This window comes from Streptomyces sp. NPDC102270 (genome assembly GCF_044766405.1).
Lineage (GTDB): Bacteria > Actinomycetota > Actinomycetes > Streptomycetales > Streptomycetaceae > Streptomyces.
This window is the reverse complement of record NZ_JBIWLX010000031.1, coordinates 24,004-44,761: the sequence shown is the minus strand read 5'-3', so window position 1 is coordinate 44,761 and position 20,758 is coordinate 24,004. Positions and strand designations below refer to the sequence as shown.

Sequence of the window (20,758 nt, the reverse complement as noted above, 5' to 3'; positions counted from 1 at the left end):
CGCCTCCGGAGGAGGAACCGGCCGTGGGAGCGGCCGGGGACGTCGTCGAGCCGGAGCCCGAGCCCGAACCCGTCCCGGAACAGCCCGCAGTCACCGCTGCCGCGAAGGCCGGTCCGACGACGCGTACGTCTGTGTGCGTGCTGCCATGACCACTGCCCTCCAGGGGAGTCCTCGGACCGGACGGTCCACAGCGCCAACGCTAGGAAGAGGCCGGTTAACGCCCTGCCCGCTGCGGGTTAGAGGACGGCAAAAGCGTGTGGCGCAGCGCGTCCGCCCAGGTGAACGGCCCGCATGATGGGGTCATGAGACAGCGCGTGGTGCGAGTCGCCCTGACCGCCGCTCTGGTCGCCGTCGTCCTCCTCGCCGTCCCGCTCGCCCTGGCCATCAGGTCGTCCCTGTACGCCGACCAGCGCGACACCCTGGAGCGGTCCGCCCTGGCCGCGGCCGTACGCGTGAGCCCGGACTACACGACCGGCGACCCGGCGGAACTGCCGGGGCCCCCGGCAGGCGGGCGCCTCGGCCTGTACGACCCGCACTCGCGGCTGCGGGCGGGCAGCGGGCCCCGTTCGGGCGACGCCCCGGTCCGTCGCGCCCTGGGCGGAGACGCCGTACGAGGCCACTCGGGCGGCGACCTGGTGGTCACCGTGCCCGTCTCCCACGCCGAGCAGGTGATCGGCGTCGTACGGGCCTCCTCCCCGGCCGACGCGGTGCGCAACAGAGTCCTCGCTGTGTGGGCGGTGCTGCTGGGAGTGGCTGCGCTGGCGCTGGCCGTCGCGGTCGTCGTGGCCCGCCGTCAGGCACGGTCCCTGGCAGCCCCGTTGGAGGATCTGTCCCGCCACTGCCGGGCGGTGACCGAGGGCGACCTGAACGCCCGCGCCGCCCCCAGCAGCATCGCCGAGGTCGACCAGGTCGCCCGTACCCACAACGAGATGCTGCACAGCCTCTCCGAACTCCTGCGCCACGAACGCGACTTCACCGCCAACGCCTCCCACCAGCTGCGCACCCCCCTCACCGGCCTGCAACTCGCCCTGGAGGGGGGCCTCGCCCAGGACGACGACGCCCGGCTGCGACCCGTGCTGGCCGAAGCACTGGCCACCACCCACCGCCTGCACCACACGGTGGAGGAGGTGCTGCGCCTGTCACGCGCCGGGGAGGTGTCCCTCTCCGCCGCCGGGAAGATCACGGTAGGGCAGCTGCTGCGGGAGGCCGAGGAACGCTGGCACGGCCTGTTCGCCCAGGAAGGCAGGCGCCTGGAGTGCGCCTCACGGGACACACCGACCGATGCCATGGTCCCGGGGGCGCCCGTGTCGGAGGTACTCGGCATCCTGCTGGACAACGCCCGCGTGCATGGGCGCGGAACCGTCCGGGTCACCGTGCGGGACCTGGAGGACGTCCTCGCCTTCGACGTGAGCGATGAGGGTGCCGTGGCGGGCGAGTCAACCCGGCTGTTCGACCGGGGGCACACCGGGGGCGGACAGGGAGTGGGCATCGGCCTGGCTCTCGCCCGGGACCTGGCCGTCTCGCTCGGCGGCAGGATCTCCCTGGCCAGTGCTCGCCCCGCCACCTTCACCTTGCTCATTCCCGTCGACCAGGGCGGGGCACAAGAGTCGTCTGGGTGAGATGGCCGTCTTGCGTCGCCCTCTCGGGGGGTGCGCATGCCGAAGTGGCCCGGCGGTGCCGAACTCGAAGCCTGGCCGGAACGGACGCCGGCCTCGTGCGGTTCACGGCGTCCGCCCGGGTGGCGAACGGACCGGGCTGTTCGCCGGGTCTGTGGACGTCCCTCGGTCTTGGCGAAAAGCAGACCTGCTTGATGAAGACACGACCGCTTCTTCCGTGTGCGTTCACACATGCGCCGTTTCCGGTACGCAACGCGCGACTCTGATGGGCCCGGCGCTCGCAAATCGCCTCAAAGACCCGGGAGATACACAGATGTCCAGAAGTTACGTCAGACTCGCAGCCGTTTTCGCTGCTGCCGGAGCCCTGACCGGCGTGACTGCCGTCCAGCCCTCGGCGTTCGCCGCCTCTCACCACCAGGCCCCCGCCAAGCACGTCCTGCTGGTCTCGGTCGACGGGCTGCATCAGGCGGACCTGGCCTGGTACATCTCCCGGAACCCGAACTCGGCGCTGGCCCGGCTGGTCGGAGGCGGCGTGGAGTACACCCACGCCAGGACCACCTCGCCGTCCGACTCCTTCCCCGGCATGGTCGCCCAGGCGACCGGCGGCGGCCCCGGCACCACCGGCGTCTACTACGACGACACCTACAACGCGGCGCTCCTCCCGGCGGGAACCACCCGTTGCAAGGGCGTCAAGCCCGGTGTCGAGGTGGACCTCACCGAGGACCTGGACAAGAACCAGGCCTCCCTCGACGCCGGTCAGGGCCTGGCGGGCCTGCCGGACAGCATCCTGTCGATGACCGGAAACCCCGCGAGCCTGATCAACGCCTCCAAGCTGCCGGTCGACCCCAGGACCTGCAAGCCGGTCTACCCGCACTCCTACCTCAAGGTGAACACCGTCTTCGAGGTGGCCCGCGGCGCGGGCCTGCGCACCGCGTGGTCGGACAAGCACGCGGCGTACGAAATCCTCAACGGGCCCTCGGGCACCGGCGTCCAGGACCTGTTCACGCCCGAGATCAACAGCGACGCCCTCGGTTACCCCGCCGGCGACGACTGGACCAAGGACAACGAAGCGACCGAGCAGTACGACGCCTACAAGGTGAAGGCCGTCCTCAACGAGATCGACGGCTACGATCACAGCCGCGCCCACAAGGTCGGCACCCCGGCGATCTTCGGCCTCAACTTCCAGTCGGTCTCCACCGCGCAGAAGCTGCCCGCCTCCGACGGACTCAAAGGCGGCTACACCGCCAAGAACGTGCCCGGACCGCTGCTGGCGAAGAACCTGGACTTCGTCAACGCGAAGATCGGTGCCCTGACTTCTGAGATCGCCAAGCGGCACCTGGCCGACAACACCACGGTCATCCTGTCCGCCAAGCACGGTCAGTCGCCCACCGACCCCACCGCGCTCAGCCGGATCGACGACGGCCCGCTGCTTGAGGGCCTCAACGCCGCCTGGAAGAAACTCCATCCCTCCGCCGGCGACCTGGTCGCGCACTCCGTGGACGACGACGCGATGCTGCTCTGGCTGAGCGACCGCTCGCAGGCCGCCGCCGAGTTCGCCAAGACCTACCTGCTGGCGCAGAACGGCACCGGCACCGACATCAACGCCGCGCCCAAGGCCTTCACCCGCGGCGGGCTCAGCAAGGTCTACGCCGGGAAGGCCGCGGCCCGCTACTTCCACGTCGAAGCCGGCGACGCCCGTGTCCCGGACGTCTTCGGCCTCGCGCAGTACGGCGTCGTCTACACCGGCGGCACCAAGAAGATCGCCGAGCACGGCGGCGCCCACTCCGACGACCTCGACGTTCCGCTGGTGGTGTCGGGCGCCTCGGTTCCGGACGGCGTGCGCGACTCCGCGAGCGTACAGACCAAGCAGATCGCACCGACGATCCTGAGCCTGCTCGGCCTGAACCCCCGCTCTCTGCAGGCCGTGCGGGAGGAGCACACCACGGTGCTGCCGGTCTGCTGACCAGTCCGGCGCGCCCCGGCCTGACGCGGGCGGGGCGCACCGGCGCGTGGTCGGCAACGACCGAGCAACAGATCAGCCGACCCCGCTCGTCTGGGGGCCACCGAACCTTCGAGAGGACGACCGCTCGGCGGCCAGCAGTGCAGGGAACGCCTCGTGCAGGGCCCTGCGTCAGTCGCAGATCTCTCGGTCCCGACGGCAGGCCGGCGGTCGTGACCGGGGACGCTGTAGGCAGGTCGTGGGGCCGGGCGGGCGTAGGCGGCGCTCGTGGTCGGACGCGCCCGCTCACGGTCCGCGCCGAGCAGTCGGCCATGACGTCGAGGTCGCGGCCATGACTCGCAGCGGGCGTGCGGGGCCGCCCAGGTGGATGTCACCTGGGCGGCCTCGTGCCGGGTGGGAGTGAGTTCAGCCGGTCGGTCCTGCCGGGGCCGTGGTGGTCTTGAAGCCCTCGGTCTTGTTGGCCTGGAGGGCGAAGTCGTTGGTGAACGTCTTGCCGAGGTTCACCGAGCCCTTCACGTTGCCGACCAGTTGCTCCGTGGCCAGAGAGGTCTTCGGACCGCCGGCGGGCATCAGGCCGTCCGGGAGGAACTGGCCCTTGTCCTGGGTCAGGGCCGAGATGTAGTCGGCCTTGGTCACCAGCTGGTTCGACACGTACGAAGCCGGCAGTTTGTTCGCGATGTCGGCCGCGCTGTGCGTGTTGATCCAGTGCATGGTGGCGACGAGCGCGTCGACGACCTTCTGCACGGTGTCCTTGTGCGAGTTCACCCAGTCGGTGCGGGCGAGCACGCTGGCCGCAGGGTAGGCGCCGCCCATCGCCGCTGTTGCGCCCTGCGTGGTGGCCAGGTCGATCGCGGACGTACCCACGCCCTTCTTCTCGATCGCGGCGACCGTCGGCTGTGTCGTCATGACACAGTCGACCTTGCCGTTCTGCAGCGCGGCGATGGCCGTGGAGCCCGCGCCGACCCCGATCCGGTGGAACTGGCTGGTCTTGACGCCCTTCTTGGCGGCCAGGAACTGGGTGAGCGTGTCGGTTCCCGAGCCCAGGTCGGTGACGCCGAGGGTCTTGCCCTTGAAGTCGGCGCCCGAAGTGACGCCCGACTTCTTGGTGCACATCTCGCGCTCGCCCGGCGCGCCGGAGAGTTGGACGACGTCCTCGACCGCCTTGCCCTTCGCCTGGAACTCGATCGTGTGGTTGTACCAGGCGCCCGCCATGTCGACCTGCCCCGAGGCCATGGCTTCCTCGGCGCCGACACCGCCGTCCTGCTCGGTGCTCAGCTGGACGTCGACGCCGTACTTCTTGTAGAAGCCGAGCTGCTGGGCGAGTTGGTACGGCAGGTAGATCTGCTTGTCGAGGCCGCCGGCCATCAGCTTGACGGTCGGTACGGAACCTGAACTGCTGGTCGAGGCGGACGAGCTGCCGGAACAGGCGCTGAGGGCGCTGAGGGCGAGGACGGTGAGGACGGACGCGGCGACGGCGGCGGGTCGTCTGGACATGGCTGGCCACATTCCTTTGCTGAGGTGGAGCAGTGGAGGGGAGAGAGGGGGTCAGAGGGCGTTCGAGGCCTCGGAGGGGGCCGGCGGCCGCCAGGACAGCAGCCGGCGTTCGAGCTTGCCGATCAGCCACTCGGCGCCCAGCACGATGACCGAGATGACGAGCATCGTGGCGAACACGCCGTTGGGGTCGAAGTTGTTCTGCGCGGTCTTGATGACCAGGCCCAGGCCGCTCTGCGCGCCGAGCACCTCGCCGACCAGCGCGCCGACGATGGCGAAACCGAAGGCGCTGTGCAGGCTGGCGATGATCCAGGTCAGCGCGGACGGCACGATGACGTGCCGGATGATCTGCATCTGCGAGGCGCCGAGCACCTTGGCGTTGGCCAGGATGTTGCGGTCGACCTCGCGCACGCCCTGGAAGGCGTTGAAGAAGACGATGAAGAACACCAGTACCGCGGCGAGCAGGATCTTGGGCAGCACGCCGATGCCGAACGCGACGATGAAGATCGAGCCGAGGACGATACGCGGGATCGCGTTGACCATCTTGATGTAGGGGCCGAGCACGTCGGCGAGGAAGCGGCTCTGCCCGAGTGTGACGCCGAAGACCACGCCGGTGATGGCTCCGAGGGCGAAACCGGCGAGCGCCTCCTGGATCGTGGTCCAGATGTTGGCGTAGAAGGACCCGAACTCGGTGCCGTTCTGGAAGAGGTCGACCAGCCGCTTCGCGATGCCGGACGGCTGTCCGAAGAAGAACGGGTCGACGATCCCCCAAGTGGTGAACGCCTGCCAGCCGCCGATGACGAGGACCGCGAGGCCGATACGGCCCGCCCACACCAGGGCGATGCGGCGCCGCAGAGCGCGCTTGGCGGCGGACGCGCCGGAGCCCGGCGTGCCGACCTTGACGGGAGCGGGCGAAACAGCGGACGTCGTGCTCATGGCGTACCTCCTGCGGTGCGTGCGTAGGCGCGCTCCACCTCCTCGCGCAGCGAGTCCCAGATCTGGTGCTGGAGTTCGATGAACCGCGGCTGGAAACGGATCTCCTGGACCGAGCCGCGCGGACGGGGCAGGTCGATGTCGAAGACCGCCTTGACCGAGCCGGGGCTGGACGTCATGACGACGACCCGGTCGGCGAGCGCCACGGCCTCGTCGAGGTCGTGGGTGATGAAGATGACCGACGGACGGATCTGCTCCCACAGACCGAGCAGTTCGGTCGACATGATCGCCTTCGTCTGCACGTCGAGGGCGCCGAACGGCTCGTCCATGATCAGGATCCGGGGTTCGTTGATCAGCGCCGCGGCCATCGCCACGCGCTTGCGCATGCCGCCGGAGAGCTGGTGCGGGTAGCGGTCCTCGAACCCCGACAGACCCACCCGCCGCAGCCAGTCGCGCGCCGAGGCCTGGGCCTGCTGCTTGGGCACCCTGCGGAAGACCGGGCCCATCAGCACATTGCCCAGGACGGTCTTCCAGGGCAGCAGCGCGTCGGCCTGGAACATGAAGCTGACGCCGTCGGTGACGCCGTTCACCTCACGGCCGCCGACCTTGACCGAGCCCTCGCTGGGCCGGTCGAGCCCGGACACCATGCCGAGCGTCGTGGACTTCCCGCAGCCGGTCGGGCCCACCACCGCGCAGAACTGGCCGGGCTCCACAGTGAACGAAACGTCCTGCAGTGCCGTGAACACCTCACCCGCGGGAGTCAGAAATCGTTTGGTGAGTCCGGAAATCTCGACTCGCGCGCTGTCCTGGCCGGCTTTCTCGGCGACCGGGCTCACTGCCACATCGTTTCGCGAAGCCATCTGAGGCTGTCTCCTTCCTGACCTCGGAGGTCGAGGAAGGCAGACGCTAGAGGGCGGCGGGTGTTACGTCGCTGTTTCATCCGTATCTCGCGTTAGCCGTGTTAGCCATGCTTTTGCTCGTTCTGCTCAGCCGGCCGGGGTGGGCAGAAGGCCGGTGCCGGGGGCACAATCACGCCACCACGGGTACGGCACAGGGGCCGCGCCCGGGCCCCGTACGACAGGCAGAGACACCCGTGACACGCACCCGTATCCCGATCGGCCGCGGTGGGAAGGGGAGGCTTTCCGCGCGGATTCTGGCCAACCAGCTGGCCATCCTGGCGCTGACCGGGGTGATCGGTTTCGTGCTGTTCGCCTTCGCGCAGCGAGGCGAGATCGACCGTGCCTACGAGAAGCGGGCCCTGGCCATCGCCGAGACCACGGCCGCGGAACCGCAGATACGCCACGCCATGCAGTACGGGGGCGGCGGCGACGTGGTGCAGACGGTGGCGGAGCGGATCCGCGAGGCGTCGGGCGCGTCGTACGTGGTCGTGCTCGACCTGCGCGGTATCCGCCACTCGCACCCCGACGCGGCGCTGGTCGGTGAACCGACGGGGGACCGGATCGTGGTGCTGGACGGCAGGACACACGTCGGCACCGACCAGGGCGCGACAGGGCGTTCCGCCAACGGCAAGGCTCCGCTGTACGGGCCCACCGGCAAGCTGGTCGGCGAGGTGTCCGCGGGGATCCCCGAGCACTATGTGCTGGGTGAGCTGTGGCGCGAACTGCCCACCTTCGGCCTGTACAGCGCCATCGCCGTCGCACTCGGCTCGACGGCCGCGTTCCTGCTGGCCAGACGGCTCAAGCGGACGACGTTCGGGCTGGAGCTGGAAGAGATCGCCGGGCTGCTGCAGGACCGGGAGGCGATGCTGCACGGAATCCGCGAGGGAGTCGTCGCCTTCGACCCCGACGGCAGGATCACGCTGGTCAACGACGAGGCCCGCGACCTCCTCGGACTCGGCACCGCGCTCGGCAGCACACTGGCGGAAGTCCTGCCTGACGGGCGACTGCGCCGCGCCCTGGACGGCACCCTGACGGGCGGCGACATCAGCGTGCTCACCGACGACCACTGCCTGGTCGTCAACCGGATGCCGGTGGCCCTGCACGGACGGGAACTGGGCGCTGTGGTCACCGTGCGCGACCGCACGGAGATGATCGGTCTGTTGCGCGAGCTGGATTCGGTGCGCGGGCTCACGGACGCGCTGCGCGCACAGCAGCACGAGTTCACCAACCGTATGCACACGGTGGCCGGACTGCTGGACATCGGCGACCACGACGCCGCCTACGAGTTCGCCGTCGACACGGCCGGTGCCGAGCAGGCGCTGACCGAATCCGTACGGGAACGGATCGGCAATCCGCTGCTCGTGGGACTGATCGTCGCCAAGACCACGGTGGCCGCGGAACGCGGGGTGCGGATCGTCCTCAGCGAGGACTCCGCCCTCGGCGAGGACCCGCCGCATCTGCGCAGGCTGTTGACCATTGTCGGCAACCTGTTGGACAATGCGATCGACGCGTCCGCGTCCGCGACAGGACCGGCGCCGCCGGGCGGTGCCGAGGTCTGTCTGTCGCTGATCGAGGCCGTCGACGCAGTGCGGGTGGAGGTGGCCGACACCGGCCCCGGCATCCCGCCCGACACCGCCGACTCCATCTTCGAGGACGGCTGGTCGACCCGCCCGGACCGCGGCACCGCCCGGCGTGGCCTCGGCCTCGCGCTCGTCCACCGGCTGGTGCAGCGGCACGGCGGCACTATCGCCGTCAGTGAAGGGCCCGGCGCCGTCTTCACCGTGATGCTGCCGGTGCCCGATACCGCGCCCGGCCCACGGGGCGCCCTGTTCACGACGGCCTCACCGGTACTGGACGGCGTGGCAGGAGGTGATCGCTGGTGATCCGGACCCTGGTGGTGGACGACGACTTCCGAGTGAGCCGCATCCACTGCGACTACGTGTCCCGCGTCCGAGGCTTCGAGGTGGTCGGCCAGGCGGCGACCGTGGCCGAGGCACTGGCCGCGGTGCGCGACCTCCACCCCGACCTGCTGCTGCTCGACATCTTCCTGCCGGACGGCAGCGGACTGGACGTGCTGCGCCGGCTCAGCGGCGACGAGGGCGGCGACCGCCCCGACGCCATCATGATCACCGCCGACCGGGACATCACCTCGGTACGGATCGCCATGAAGCTCGGCGCCGTCGGATACCTGGTCAAGCCCTTCGGTGCGCCCGACCTCGCCGAGCGGCTCACCGCCTACCGGGAGCTCCAGCACCGTATGGACGCCCTGGGTACGGTCCCGGAGACCGACCAGGCTGACGTGGACGCTCTGTTCAGCGCCGCCCGGCCGCCGGCCGTGCCGCGCGTCCCTGCGAAGGGCCACTCCGCGCCGACGCTTGCCCTGCTGCACCAGACCCTGCGCGGCGCGCACGACGCTCTGTCGGCTGCGGAGGCCGCCGAACGCACCGGCGTCTCCCGCGCCACGGCTCAGCGTTATCTCTCCTACCTGGTCAAGGAGGGCATGGTCCGGCTCGAACTCCGCTACGGGGCCACCGGCCGCCCCGAGCACCTCTACCGCGTCAGGCACTGAGCGGACGCTTTTCGATCCCGTCACCGGGGGCGGTGTTCACGGTGACGCAGGGCAGGGCGGGTGCCGATGACCCTCTGTCCGCACGACCCGGCTCGCGGCTGTCTTCTGCAGCAGCCCGTAGGCGAGCACCGGCAGGAGCAGGTGTGGTTTGTCGGGCAGCGTGGTGGTGATCAGGACGGCGCTCGCGCTGCTGTTGTTCATGCCGCAGGCGAGGGTCAGCGAGGAGGAGGCGGGGCCGTCCAGGTGCAGGAGCCGCGCGGCGGCCCGGCCCAAGAGGAAGGACAACAGGCAGACGAGCGCGGCCACGGCCAGGGCCGCGGCGAACAGAAGGGGGCGTGGGTGCGCGAGGAATGAGCCCAGGGCGCCACTGGCGTTCACATATGTCAGGACGAGCGATCCGGCCACCGCCACGGGCACGGTCACGCGCACGGCCCGGCTGAGCCACGCCGTCGGCAGCGCGAGTCGGAACAGGATGCCGACGGCACAGGGGAGGACCACGGTGACGAGGGCGAAGCCGCCGTTGGCCGTGCGGCCGGCCGTTGCGAGTGTGTCCGCGTAGCCGCCGCTCAGGAGCGGCACCAAGGTGGTGATGACCAGCGGGACGGTGAGCGGGCTGAGGAGCGTGGAGGCGAGGACGAGTCCCACCATGGTCGGTTGGTCGCCGTCACCCTTGCCGGTCCAGACGGTGGCTCCGGCGGCCACAGGCATCGCCACGACAAGGATCATCGCGGTGATCAGTCCGCTGCCGCCGTCGCTGTCCGGGGTGCGGTGCAGTCCGAACGCGACGACGGGGATGACCAGGAGCGGGATCGCGAGGTGGAGGACCAGCCCGGCCACCAGGGCGGTCGGCTTGCGGAGCAGGCGGCCCAGTTCGCGGACCGGTACCTGGAGTCCGGCGGCGAAGAGCACCAGCGACAGCAGCAGCGGGCCGGTGCTCAGGGGCAGGCCGGTGACGGTGCCGATCGGCCCGATGTGGTCGCGACGCAGCCACAGGCCGGGGCCGGGCAGGAGGAGGGCGGCGACGTAGGACAGCACGACAGCCCGGCCGAGCCGACGGCGCAGCCAGGCCGTCACCCGGTCGGCAGGCGGTGGGGAGGCAGTCGGACAATTCAAGGCGGCCTTCTTCCATGGCGACGGACGGGACGGGGCGGAACGCCGCTATGCAGGTGCCGTGATCATGAGTCGTCATGGCACTCATAGTGCTCGGGCGAGGCGAAGGGGGCAGCCTGTGCCGCACGGCAGTCAGGATGCGCTCAGGTTTCCCGTGGCACGGTCGGGCCGCATGACATACGAGACCTCACAGACGCCCCCGCCCTCGGAGGCCGACCCCCAGGTGTCGCCCTCCGGTCGCCGACTGGGCTGGAACAAGGTGCCCGAAGTCACCGTCTACTTCTGGGTCATCAAGGTGCTGTGCACGACGGTCGGCGAGACCGCGGCCGACCTGCTCAACGAGAAGGCGGGTCTCGGCCTGACCGGTGTGTCGGTCCTGATGAGCGCGCTGCTGGCGGTAGTCCTGGTCGTGCAGTTCCGCACCACCGCCCATCGCGCGGGTGTGTACTGGCTCGCCGTCGCCCTGATCAGCGTCGTCGGCACGCTGATCAGCGACAATCTCACCGACAACATGGGCGTACCGCTGGAGACCAGCACCACCGTCTTCGCGATCATCCTCACGATTGTCTTCGTGGTCTGGTACCGGCGTGAGCGGACGCTGTCCATCCACCACATCGACACCACGAGCCGCGAGGCCTACTACTGGCTCGCCGTCCTGTTCACCTTCGCCCTCGGCACCGCGGCCGGTGACCTGGTCTCCGAGCGCATGAACCTGGGCTACTGGCTCTCCGCGGTCCTGTGCGGCCTGGCCATCGCCGCGGTCGCCCTCGCCCACTTCAAGCTCGGCCTGGACGCGGTGTGGAGCTTCTGGATCACCTACGTCCTCACCCGCCCACTGGGCGCGTCCATCGGCGACTACCTCTCCCAGCCCACCGGTGACGGCGGCCTGGGCCTGGGCACCGTCATCACCAGTGCGCTGTTCCTCACGGTCATCCTCGGCCTGGTCATCTACCTCTCGGTGACCCGAAAGGACGTGGCGCAGCCGCAGCACACCGCCCGACACGCGGCCTGAGCAGGCGCGCGGCAGTCGTTCAGGATGCGTTCAGGGTGGAGCTGCCAGGGTCGATTCCGGCGATCACTCTTCGGAGTCATCTGATCGCACAGGGTGCTTGTTCGCGTCGCGGGCGGGCGCCCTGCTGTTCGACCGCATGGGAGCCCCCCACCTTGCAGAAACCGGAAATGCTCACCGACCTCGACGTGGCGAGCACGACGAAGTCGGTCATGAAGAAACTCCCCGAGGTCACCCTGGCGTTCTGGATCATGAAGATTGCCGCGACCACCCTCGGCGAGACGGCCGGCGACCTCTTCGCACAGACCCTGAAACTCGGCTACTTCCTCACCACGATCGCCCTGTTCATGCTCTTCGTGGTGACACTGGTCGTCCAGCTCAGGGCCAGTCACTACAACCCGTTCTTCTACTGGACCGTGATCCTGTCGACCAGCATGGCCGGCACCACGATGTCCGACTTCATGAACCGCGACGCCAGCACCAAGTTCCTCTCCGGCGGAGCCACTTCGCTCGGCTGGGGCCCGCAGGGTCTCGGCCTGGGCTATCCCACCGGGGCGGCGATCCTCGTCTCGATCCTGCTGGTCGTCTTCGCCGTCTGGAAGGCGACCGGGATGACCTTCCAGATCCGCGACATCGTCACCTTCCGCGGCGAGGCCCTGTTCTGGTCGGCGATCCTCGTCTCCAACACCCTCGGCACCTCCATGGGCGACTTCCTCTCCGACAGCTCCGGCCTCGGTTACGCCGGCGGTGCGCTGCTCGTGACGGGCGCACTGGCCGTCCTCGTCCTGCTGATGAAGGTGCCGGTCGTGCCGAACGTGCTGCTGTTCTGGGTCGCCTTCGTCCTCACCCGGCCCCTGGGAGCCACCGCCGGTGACCTCCTGACCAAGCCGGTCACCAAGGGCGGCCTGGACCTCGGCACCGCGGGATCTTCCGCCGTGCTGCTGGCCGTTCTGGTCGGGCTGATGGCGTACGCGCAGGTGCAGAAGCGCAGAACACCGCAGATGACGGAGCGGGAGCCGGTCGCCCGGCGGGCCGGCTGAGTCACGTCATCCGGCGGGCAGGTCGACCAGGAATCGTGCTCCGGGTGTGTGCTCGGGGTCGTGGGAGACCTCGCCGCCGACGGCGCGGGCCAGGCGTCGCGCGAGCGGTAGTCCCAGGCCCGCCCCGTCGTGCCCGTCGCCCGAGTCCGCGCGTCGGCCGGGCTGGAAGAGATCGTCGAGGAACTCCTCCGGTACGCCAGGACCGTCGTCCGTGACGTCGATGCGGACGCCGCCGGGCAACTGCCTCGCGGACACGGTCACCGTGGAGCCGGCGTAGCGAACGGCATTGGCCAGCAGCGGGCTGACGATGCGTTCGAGAAGAGCGGAAGCGACGCCCGCTTCCATCTGCTGGTCCGGCACGTCGACGACGGTCTTCAGCTGCTTCCGTGCGTCGAGGTCCTCGACCAGCCGACGCAGCACGGGAGCGACAGCGGTGGTACCGACGGCCGTGGTGGTGTTCTGCGCGCTTTCGCGGGCGTCGTTCAACAGCGTGTCGCAGATGGTGCGCATGGACTGGGCGGCCTCCGCGATCACCTCGTGGGTGGCGTCGGTCTCGGCGGCCGAGCGCGGGCGGGCCCGCCACCAGTCGAGCTCGACGACGATCCGGGTGAGCGGAGTGCGCAGTTCGTGGGACAACTCCCCGGTCAGCTGCTGCTCGTGACGCAGTACGGTGCGGATGCGGTCCAGCAGTGCGTCCAACGAGGTGCCCAGGCGGGCCAGTTCGGCCGGCTGGTCCGCGGCGCCGAAACGCTGGTCGGAACCGACTGCGCTCCACTGGGTGGCCTGGTCGGTCATGGTGCGCACGGGGCGCAGTGCCCGTCCGACGGCCAGCCGCGTCAGCGCGTAGGTGCACGCGAGCATGACAGCGTCCAGGATCAGCGAGCCCGACAGCAGGGTGTCGGCGGAGCTGCGGTAGGGGGCGAGATCCGTGGCCGTGATGACGGTGGCGGTGCTGCGGAGGCCGGACATGGGTTGGGAACACAGGCGGATGAAACGGGGGTTGTCGGTTTGCATGGTCGCGCAGACCGGGCTGCCCCGCGCGGCGAGCCGGTCGGCGGCCTGGGTGAGCGCACTGTCGGCCGTGGCGGACGGCGGTTTCTCCAGCAGGCGTGTCCCGGCGTAGATCCACACGTTCGCGTCGAGCAGGCTGTCGTTGACGGTCTCCAGGACCCGCACTCGGGGCCCGCTGGTGTCGACGGTGGTGGCGACGGCGGCGGCGCGGTTGCGTAGTTCGTCGTCAGCCTGGTGCTGCAGGTGCCGGTCCATCGCGCTGTTGAACACGACGGTCAGCACGGTCATCAGGAGCGCGGCGGTGGTCAGGGCCACGAGCGAGAGCCGACCGCGCAGCGTGCGGGGCGCCAGACGGCGCGCGAGCCGGTTCATGACAGCCGGTGCCCGATCCCGCGTGTCGTGGTGAGGCGGAGGCCGCTGCCCGCTTCGCGCAGCTTGCGGCGCAGTCGGCTCAGATACTGGTCCAGGGTGTTGTCGCTGACCTGGGCGCCGTCCGGCCAGGCGGCCCTGACCAGGTCGCGGCGGGACACGAGGGTCCCGCCTGGCGCCATGAGCGTGGCCAGCAGACGGAACTCCGTGGGAGACAGGTCGATGTGGACGTCGCCGACCTGCGCGCTGTGCCGGGTCGCGTCCAGGACCAGGTCTCCGGCGGTGGCCACCGCCGCGGGTGCGGCCCGTTTGAGTGCGGCCCTCAGCCGGGCGACGAGTTCGGCGAGATGGAACGGCTTGGGCAGGTAGTCGTCGGCTCCGGCGGAGAACCCGGACAGCCGGTCGGTGAGGTGATGGCGGGCCGTCAGGAAGATGATCGGGGCGGCGAACCCGCCCGCGCGCAGCGCCTGGCAGACGTCCCGGCCGTCCGCGTCGGGCAGCCCGACGTCCAGGACGACGGCCGCGATGTCGTCGGTGGCCAGCCGCAGGGCGGTGGCGCCGTCGGCGGCGGGCACGGGGTCGAAGTCCTCGTCGAGCAGGCCGCGACGCAGCACGTCACGCAGGGCGTGATCGTCCTCGACGACCAGGATCTTGTGGCGCATGGCCCTCCGTTGGATGGTCCGGCGCACGGAGCGTGCCGGAGACGAACGACGCGGGCAGCCACCGGATCATCGCGTACAGGCAGACTCCGAGCCATCCGGTGGCGAACAGCCAGCCGCCGATGACGTCGGTGAACCAGTGCACGCCGAGATAGACCCGGGAAAGGCCCACCAGCACGCCCCAGCACCCGATGACGACCCGGAGTGGGGTGGCGCCGCGCGGGGCGCGCAGTGAGACCGCGACGATCAGCAGACCGGCAGTGAGGGCCGCTGTGGTGGCGTGTCCCGAGGGGAACGCCCAACCGCTCGCGGACGTCGCCCAGTCGGCACGGGCGGGACGCGGCCGCTGGACGACTTCCATCACCCCGTAGCGCAGCGCCTGACCGGTTCCCAGACAGGCAAGGGCCAGTGCGGCGGCCCCCATCCGTCGCCGCACGGTTCGTCCCGCGACCATGCCGGCCAACACGGTGAGGACGTAAGGGACGGCACCGCTGCCGGTATCGGTCACCCCTCGGGCCAGAGCTCCGGCGACGTCCGGCCGATGGGCGAGCGACCAGGCCAGGAAACCTTCGTCCGACCACAGCTGAGCGCCGTCCTGGCCGAGCACCACTATCGTGAGGACGCCGAACGCCACCCAAGCGCCGAGACCGACCGTCCCGGCCAGGTCGGCGGCGTCGCGCCGATTCATGAGGCGCCCAGCAGTCGGCGCAGGCGGCCGGTGCCGATCCACCGGTCCACCGATCGCGACCACCGTCGCAGCACGAGCATCGACATCAGTGCGACGAGGCCACCCACCAGCACGCCGACCACGACGTCGTGCGGATAGTGCGCGCCGACCCACACCCGTGAGACCGCCATCGCAAGGGCCGCCACTGCCGCGACCGCCCCCAGCCGACGCGAGACGAAGAGCAGCGCCACGGCAGCGGCGGCGGCGATCGCCGCGTGGTTGCTGGGGAAGGACCAGTCGCCGGGCGCCGGACACTCCTCCAGCGTCTTCACTCGTAGGCTCTGGCACGGCCGGTCCTCGCGCACGGCCAGCTTCACCAAAGCATCCACCCCATACGCGACGACCACGACCACCGGTACGGCCAGCGCCCTCACCGCAGCCGCATCCCCGCCCCGTCGAGCGAACCACCAGCCCACTAGCGCGAGCACGGCGAACACCGCGAGCCCGTACGTCGACCAGAACGACACCGCTGAGTCCAGCCAGGCCGGCGCATGCCGGGCCAGACGCACCACATCCAGATACGCGGAGCCGTCTACAGACGACCCGTCGAAGGCCAAGATCACCTGCGTCCTCCCTCGGAACGGCCATCCCGCCGAGCCCTGTACACCTCGGCAGCCAGGGGGATCAGCGACACGAAAATGATCAACGCCACCAGGGGGAGCAGGTAACGGTCGACGTTCGGGATCGACGACCCCAGCGCGTACCCCGCGAGGGTGAGTCCGAGGCTCCACACGAGCCCGCCGATGATCTGCCACAACGTGAACGTCCGCACCGGTACCTCCAGCGCGCCGGCCATCGGATTGAGTACGGTCCGCACCACCGGCACGAAACGGGCCAGCGTGATCGCTTTCGCGTGTCCGTATCGCTCCAGTAGTTCCTCGGCGCGTTTCGCACCCTCGTGCAGACGCTGCGAGCGGCTACGGGCCAGCAGCGCTCCACCCGTCTTCCGGCCGAGCAGATAGCCGCACTGCGCCCCGGCCAGGGCGCCTGCCGCCGCCGCGACCAGGAGCGGTCCCAGCGACAGGTGCACACTCGACTGCGCCGAGCCCGTGCTCAGCAGACCGGCCGTGAAGAGCAGCGAGTCGCCCGGCAAGAAGAAGCCGACCAGCAGCCCTGTCTCGGCGAACATCACCACCCCGACGCCCAGCACGCCGAACGCCGCCAGCAGCGAATGAGCGTCCAGCACGTTCACGGCCAGCTGTGACGCCGGATGGATCGGTGTGGTCATGGCGAGGATGCCTTTCCGGTGACCGGGTGTCTGCGATTGGTCCATCCGCGTGTACGTGGCCTGGATGGAACGGCACTCGGCGAGCTTACATCTACAAGATGTAGTAGATGTTCTGTGGGTGACCGGATGCAAACTTCGCGAGCCGCACCGGCCAGGGCGCCTCCAACTGGAGGACCATCTCCTCCGGCCCCGCAGTGCTCGCCCCGCACGCCTCGGCCGAGTACGACGTCCAACCCGCGGGAGGGTTCCGCGCCCTACCTCATCGCCGCCACCGGCACCCGGACGACGATCACCACGGCCCACATCCCGGCTGCTCCTTCCGTGATCCAGTGGCGAGGGCACCAGGCGGGCGTACCCGCACGGGCACTCCTGGCGAAGCCGCGGCCGCTGCCGGCGAGGCGTGTGACCGAGCCCCCGTGCCCCGACCGTTGCGCATTCGTGCTGGTCAGCCGTGGTCGCGCAGCGGGCCGACGCCGTAACCCCGTTCCTGACAGGTGTCGAGGATCCGGGGCAGCGCGCCCAGCGTCGAGCGCCAGGCGCCGGGGGCGGAGGTGCAGTCCGAGTCGTGGAGCAGGATCGTGCCGCCGCCGTCCAGGTCGGCGGTGACGGTGCGGTGGACGGAGTGCGGGGTGGCGCGTGCCGTCCAGTCCTCCCCCCAGCAGGTCCACAGCACCGGGGTCAGGTCGAGGCGGCGGGCCGCGAGGTGGGCCGCGGTGGACATGACGCCGTACGGGGGCCGGAAGAGCATGGGCTGCTGTCCGGTGATCGCGGCGACGGTGTCGCGGGCCCGGCGGAAGTCGTCATAGGTGGCGCGCGGGCCACGCAGCAGCAGGGGGCGGTGCAGCCAGCCGTGGACGGCGACCTCGTGACCGGCCGCCGCGATCTCGCGGACCAGGCCGGGGGAGCGGTGTGCCTCGCCGCCGAGCAGGAAGAACGTGGCGTGCACTCCGCGCCCGGCGAGCAGCCGTAGAAAGTGCGGGGTGGAGCGGGGGTCGGGGCCGTCGTCGAAGGTCAGGGCGATGTGGTTCATGCGGCCGCGGCCCGAGAGGCGGGGCATGAGGCGGTTGCGCAGCGGTCCGAAGGTGGAGACGACGGGTGCGGCGTGGGCGGCGGCGAGGACGGGTACGGCGGCGAGGGCCGCCGTGCGCAGCGTCGGGGCGATGTTCACGAGTGGTCGTCTTCCGGCGGGGAGGTGTGCTCCGGTGGGAAGCCGTCCGGGTCGAGGCGGTGGCTGATGGCGTGGATGAGGTCGGGACCGTCGTAGGTCGTCGCCACCCCGGTGGCGACGGCGCCGGCCCACACGACGGACGCGAGGACGGCCGTGGCGGCGAGCCGGCGCGTCGTACGGTGCCGGTGTGCAACCGGGCGAAAACCCCGGTCGGGGACTCCGGAACGGTGCACGCGCGCAATCTCGGCCGTCGGGCAGCCGTCGGGGGACTGAGCGAACAGGGCGAATCCCGTTGCCCGTTGCCGACGTCCGAGCGGGCCGTCGATCAGCTCGCACAGCACCGCCTTGAGGTCGGCCGGGTCGCGTATCCACACCGCCGCACCGGCCTCGTCCAAGGCGGCGGCGTTGGTCAGCCCGTGCCCGGGTATGCAGCGGTAACTGGCCACGGGCAGGCCGCAGGCGAATGCCTCCAGCGAGGTGAGCCCGCCCGCGTTCTGGACGAGGACATCGGCGGCGTGCATCAGGGAGGGCATGTCGTCGACCCAGCCGAAGGCATGGTCGATGCCGTCGGCGCGCAGCTGCTCGACCAGGGCCTCGTTGCGGCCACAGACGACGACCGGGACAGCGGCGCCGCAGTCACGCAGCTCCCGGGCCACCGTACGGACCGGGCCCACCCCCCAGGACCCGGCGACCAGCAGAGCCAGCGGGGCGTGGGACGGCAGCCCGAACCTCTCCCGGGCGCGGCCACGCCCCCGTTCATCGCAGGGTCGGAAACGGGGGTCCGTGACCGGCCCGCGCACGCGTACGTCCCGGGCCCCGGCCGTGCGCGCCTGGGCGGCGGGCACGGCGTGAGCGGCGAGGTGGACGTCCACACCCGGCGCGACCCACAGCGGATGCACCGAGAAGTCGGTCAGATAGGTGAGGACCGGCACGGCCAGCCGACCGTCCAGGCGCAGGTTGCCCAGGACTCGGCTGGCCCCGGGGTAGGTGGAGACGACGGCGTCGGTGCCCGGCGGCAGGGCGCGCAGTACCCGGTCCTGTGCCGTGCGCAGCAGCGCCCGCGCCACCGGGCCGCCGCCCCCGGCCCGCTCGGTGCTGGAGTAGATCCGCTGGTAGGCCCAGGGGGCTCGCACCAGTATCCGGTGATAGCCCTCCTGGACGGTGCGGCCCAGGTGGGCGGGGAGCAGGTCCAGCAGATCGAGGCGGTCCACGGTGTAGCCCTGCGCGGCGAGACGGCGGGCGAGCTCGGCGGCGGCACCGTCGTGACCGGCTCCCACGCTCGCTGAGACGATCGCGACCCGTCCCGCGCCGGGCGTCGCGGCGGGCTGCGGAGGAGGGGCGCCCGTGAGTGTGTGTCTGGGCGCCGTGCTCGCGCGGTGGGGCATGGGTTTCCTCCGCAGGGACGGGAGCGGCGGAACTCTACGAGTTGTAGTAGTTCGCGGTTCGAAGCCCGGAGCATACCTCCTACAACTAGTAGGAGAAGGCTGGGTAGTCTGTGCGGACGGTCGGCGAACGGAGGCATCCGGTGGAGGAGCAAGAGGACGGTGGCGCCCGCGGGGCGTCCGGCAGGCGAGGCCGCGGCGAACTGGAGAGCGATGTCCTCGCCGCGCTCTGGGCCGCCGACGGCCCCCTGACCGCCGGCCAGGTCCGGGAGGCGCTGCCGGGCGACCTGGCCTACACGACCGTCCTGACCATCCTGTCCCGGCTGTACGACAAGGAGATGCTCGTCCGGCACCGCGAGGGCCGCGGCTACGCCTACGAGCCGGCGCGGGACGAGGCGTCGCACACCGCCCAGCGGATGCGGTCGCTGCTCGAGGGAGGTTCCGACCGCGAGGCGGTCCTGGCCCGCTTCGTCTCGGAACTGTCCGAGCAGGACGAGCACGTATTGCATCAGCTCCTGTCCGGGCACGACGCTCGCACCGGAGATGATCGCTCGGCAGAGAGGGCGTAAAGCCGTGCTGTTCAGCGTCTACGTCCCCTTCGCGGTCACGGCTGTGCTCGCCGTGCTCGCGCCCCGACTGGCCCCCCTGCTGCCCCCGCGTCCCGCCGCCTGGGCGCTGGCCTGCGCCGCGCTCGTGACGGCGATCGGCTGGGCGGGCGCACTCGCCTTGCTCGCCTTCACCGGCGTGGCACAGATTCCGGAAGTTGCGGAGGAGGGCCGCTGGTCGGTGGCCGCCCTGCAAGCCGAGGATCCCGTCTACCTCGTCGTCGCGGGAGGCAGTGCCCTGATGCTGGCCGTGGGCGTCGCCTCGCTGGGCGTGGCCGCCGGGGGGCAGGTCCAGCTCTTCGTCCGGGCGCGACGGGAGCGCGCCCGGCTGCCGGAGGAGACGGAGCTGGTCGTGGTCGACGACGACGTCCCGATGGCCTTCGCGTTGCCCGGGTCGCCGGGCCGGATCGTGGTCTCCCGGGGAATGCTGCGCTGTCTCACAGACCGCGAGCGCGAGGCCCTCCTCGCACACGAGCGGGCTCACCTGCGCTGCCGTCATCACCTCTTCCAGGTCCTGTGGCGGCTCACGGCGGCCTTGAACCCGCTGCTGCGGCCGCTGGCCGTCGCGGGCGGCTTCGTCCTGGAACGCTGGGCCGACGAGGAGGCCGCGCAGCGCGTCGGCGACCGCAAGATCGTCGCGCACGCCGTCGGGCGCGCCGCGCTGGCATCCGCCGGTGCCTCATTCCCGGCCGCACTGGCCGCGACCGGCGGGGCGGTGCCGCAGCGGGTGCGCGCCCTGCTGGCCCCGCCGCTCCCGCGCCGGAGCCTGCCCCTGGTCGCGGGCGGCCTCCTGCTCGCCGTGTGCTGCGCCAGCCTCGCCAACGCCGCATCCGACAGCGATCAGATGGTGGACAGCGCGCAGTGCGCGGCGTACGCCGCCACGGCGAGCGCGCCGCCGACCGGAGAATACCGGCACGAGCCCGACTTCTGCTTCGAGGAACTCGATCGCCGGAAACTTCAGGAGCACCGCCCGTAACGAGGC

General features: G+C 70.7%; 19 protein-coding genes. 8 read left to right on the top strand and 11 right to left on the bottom strand.

Annotated features, from left to right (window positions below):
* The first annotated feature begins 302 nt into the window (after positions 1 to 302).
* Together ACIRP7_RS41915 and ACIRP7_RS41910 are read left to right on the top strand one after the other, a co-directional pair.
* On the top strand, positions 303 to 1,619 hold the full coding sequence (locus ACIRP7_RS41915; RefSeq protein WP_403671126.1) for a histidine kinase dimerization/phospho-acceptor domain-containing protein: 1,317 nt from the start codon (positions 303 to 305) through the stop codon (positions 1,617 to 1,619).
* A gap of 370 nt (positions 1,620 to 1,989) precedes the next feature.
* The gene (locus ACIRP7_RS41910) at positions 1,990 to 3,579 is read left to right on the top strand and encodes an alkaline phosphatase family protein (RefSeq protein ID WP_403671123.1); all 1,590 of its coding nucleotides are present in this window, start codon (positions 1,990 to 1,992) and stop codon (positions 3,577 to 3,579) included.
* 402 nt (positions 3,580 to 3,981) lie between these two features.
* Here the strand turns inward: ACIRP7_RS41910 and ACIRP7_RS41905 are convergent, their stop codons facing one another.
* From ACIRP7_RS41905 to ACIRP7_RS41895, 3 genes are read right to left on the bottom strand one after another with little or no spacing between them, the layout of a single operon-like run.
* Positions 3,982 to 5,070, bottom strand: a complete 1,089-nt coding sequence (locus tag ACIRP7_RS41905) for an ABC transporter substrate-binding protein (RefSeq protein ID WP_403671120.1) — start codon at positions 5,068 to 5,070, stop codon at positions 3,982 to 3,984.
* Between the two features lie 51 nt (positions 5,071 to 5,121).
* Positions 5,122 to 6,003, bottom strand: a complete 882-nt coding sequence (locus ACIRP7_RS41900; protein WP_403671117.1) for an ABC transporter permease — start codon at positions 6,001 to 6,003, stop codon at positions 5,122 to 5,124.
* Positions 6,000 to 6,860 (bottom strand): ABC transporter ATP-binding protein, encoded by an 861-nt coding sequence (locus ACIRP7_RS41895; protein ID WP_403671114.1) that lies wholly within the window; start codon positions 6,858 to 6,860, stop codon positions 6,000 to 6,002. Before ACIRP7_RS41895 ends, ACIRP7_RS41900 begins: the two co-directional genes overlap by 4 nt.
* A 233-nt stretch (positions 6,861 to 7,093) precedes the next feature.
* Here ACIRP7_RS41895 and ACIRP7_RS41890 point away from each other — a divergent pair, with 233 nt between their 5' ends.
* Both ACIRP7_RS41890 and ACIRP7_RS41885 read left to right on the top strand, forming a co-directional pair.
* The gene (locus tag ACIRP7_RS41890; protein WP_403671111.1) at positions 7,094 to 8,782 is read left to right on the top strand and encodes an ATP-binding protein; all 1,689 of its coding nucleotides are present in this window, start codon (positions 7,094 to 7,096) and stop codon (positions 8,780 to 8,782) included.
* Positions 8,779 to 9,468, top strand: coding sequence for a response regulator (locus tag ACIRP7_RS41885; RefSeq protein ID WP_403671107.1), 690 nt, complete (start codon positions 8,779 to 8,781; stop codon positions 9,466 to 9,468). Before ACIRP7_RS41890 ends, ACIRP7_RS41885 begins: the two co-directional genes overlap by 4 nt.
* Positions 9,469 to 9,504: 36 nt before the next feature.
* Here ACIRP7_RS41885 and ACIRP7_RS41880 read toward each other — a convergent pair whose 3' ends face one another.
* Positions 9,505 to 10,581 carry a sodium-dependent transporter gene (locus tag ACIRP7_RS41880; RefSeq protein ID WP_403671104.1) on the bottom strand — a complete coding sequence of 359 codons (1,077 nt, stop codon included), beginning with the start codon at positions 10,579 to 10,581 and terminating at the stop codon, positions 9,505 to 9,507.
* Positions 10,582 to 10,750: 169 nt separating this feature from the next.
* Between ACIRP7_RS41880 and ACIRP7_RS41875 the strand changes: the two genes are divergently transcribed.
* Positions 10,751 to 11,590 (top strand): hypothetical protein, encoded by an 840-nt coding sequence (locus ACIRP7_RS41875; RefSeq protein ID WP_403671101.1) that lies wholly within the window; start codon positions 10,751 to 10,753, stop codon positions 11,588 to 11,590.
* A gap of 152 nt (positions 11,591 to 11,742) precedes the next feature.
* Complete coding sequence (locus ACIRP7_RS41870; protein WP_403671098.1) at positions 11,743 to 12,627, top strand: hypothetical protein; 885 nt, start codon at positions 11,743 to 11,745, stop codon at positions 12,625 to 12,627.
* Between the two features lie 6 nt (positions 12,628 to 12,633).
* On the opposite strand, the gene ACIRP7_RS41865 is transcribed toward ACIRP7_RS41870, so the two are convergent.
* The 7 genes from ACIRP7_RS41865 to ACIRP7_RS41835 all read right to left on the bottom strand — a co-directional run bounded on the left by ACIRP7_RS41865 (position 12,634) and on the right by ACIRP7_RS41835 (position 19,066).
* Positions 12,634 to 14,010 (bottom strand): sensor histidine kinase, encoded by a 1,377-nt coding sequence (locus ACIRP7_RS41865; RefSeq protein ID WP_403671095.1) that lies wholly within the window; start codon positions 14,008 to 14,010, stop codon positions 12,634 to 12,636.
* The gene (locus ACIRP7_RS41860) at positions 14,007 to 14,669 is read right to left on the bottom strand and encodes a response regulator transcription factor (RefSeq protein ID WP_403671093.1); all 663 of its coding nucleotides are present in this window, start codon (positions 14,667 to 14,669) and stop codon (positions 14,007 to 14,009) included. The genes ACIRP7_RS41865 and ACIRP7_RS41860 overlap by 4 nt, the downstream gene beginning before the upstream one ends.
* A complete protein-coding gene (locus ACIRP7_RS41855) occupies positions 14,623 to 15,354 on the bottom strand; it encodes a phosphatase PAP2 family protein (RefSeq protein ID WP_403671091.1) in 732 nt (243 codons plus the stop codon). Before ACIRP7_RS41855 ends, ACIRP7_RS41860 begins: the two co-directional genes overlap by 47 nt.
* On the bottom strand, positions 15,351 to 15,956 hold the full coding sequence (locus ACIRP7_RS41850) for a phosphatase PAP2 family protein (protein WP_403671089.1): 606 nt from the start codon (positions 15,954 to 15,956) through the stop codon (positions 15,351 to 15,353). Before ACIRP7_RS41850 ends, ACIRP7_RS41855 begins: the two co-directional genes overlap by 4 nt.
* A complete protein-coding gene (locus tag ACIRP7_RS41845; protein ID WP_403671086.1) occupies positions 15,953 to 16,621 on the bottom strand; it encodes a DedA family protein in 669 nt (222 codons plus the stop codon). Before ACIRP7_RS41845 ends, ACIRP7_RS41850 begins: the two co-directional genes overlap by 4 nt.
* Positions 16,622 to 17,066: 445 nt before the next feature.
* The gene (locus ACIRP7_RS41840) at positions 17,067 to 17,789 is read right to left on the bottom strand and encodes a polysaccharide deacetylase family protein (protein ID WP_403671083.1); all 723 of its coding nucleotides are present in this window, start codon (positions 17,787 to 17,789) and stop codon (positions 17,067 to 17,069) included.
* Positions 17,786 to 19,066: a glycosyltransferase gene (locus tag ACIRP7_RS41835; RefSeq protein ID WP_403671080.1), complete on the bottom strand. Its 1,281-nt coding sequence runs from the start codon at positions 19,064 to 19,066 to the stop codon at positions 17,786 to 17,788. The genes ACIRP7_RS41840 and ACIRP7_RS41835 overlap by 4 nt, the downstream gene beginning before the upstream one ends.
* A 248-nt stretch (positions 19,067 to 19,314) precedes the next feature.
* Here ACIRP7_RS41835 and ACIRP7_RS41830 point away from each other — a divergent pair, with 248 nt between their 5' ends.
* Together ACIRP7_RS41830 and ACIRP7_RS41825 are read left to right on the top strand one after the other, a co-directional pair.
* Positions 19,315 to 19,740, top strand: a complete 426-nt coding sequence (locus ACIRP7_RS41830; protein ID WP_403671078.1) for a BlaI/MecI/CopY family transcriptional regulator — start codon at positions 19,315 to 19,317, stop codon at positions 19,738 to 19,740.
* Entirely contained in the window at positions 19,715 to 20,752 is a 1,038-nt protein-coding gene (locus ACIRP7_RS41825; protein WP_403671075.1) for a M56 family metallopeptidase, read from the top strand. The genes ACIRP7_RS41830 and ACIRP7_RS41825 overlap by 26 nt, the downstream gene beginning before the upstream one ends.
* Positions 20,753 to 20,758: the final 6 nt, after the last annotated feature.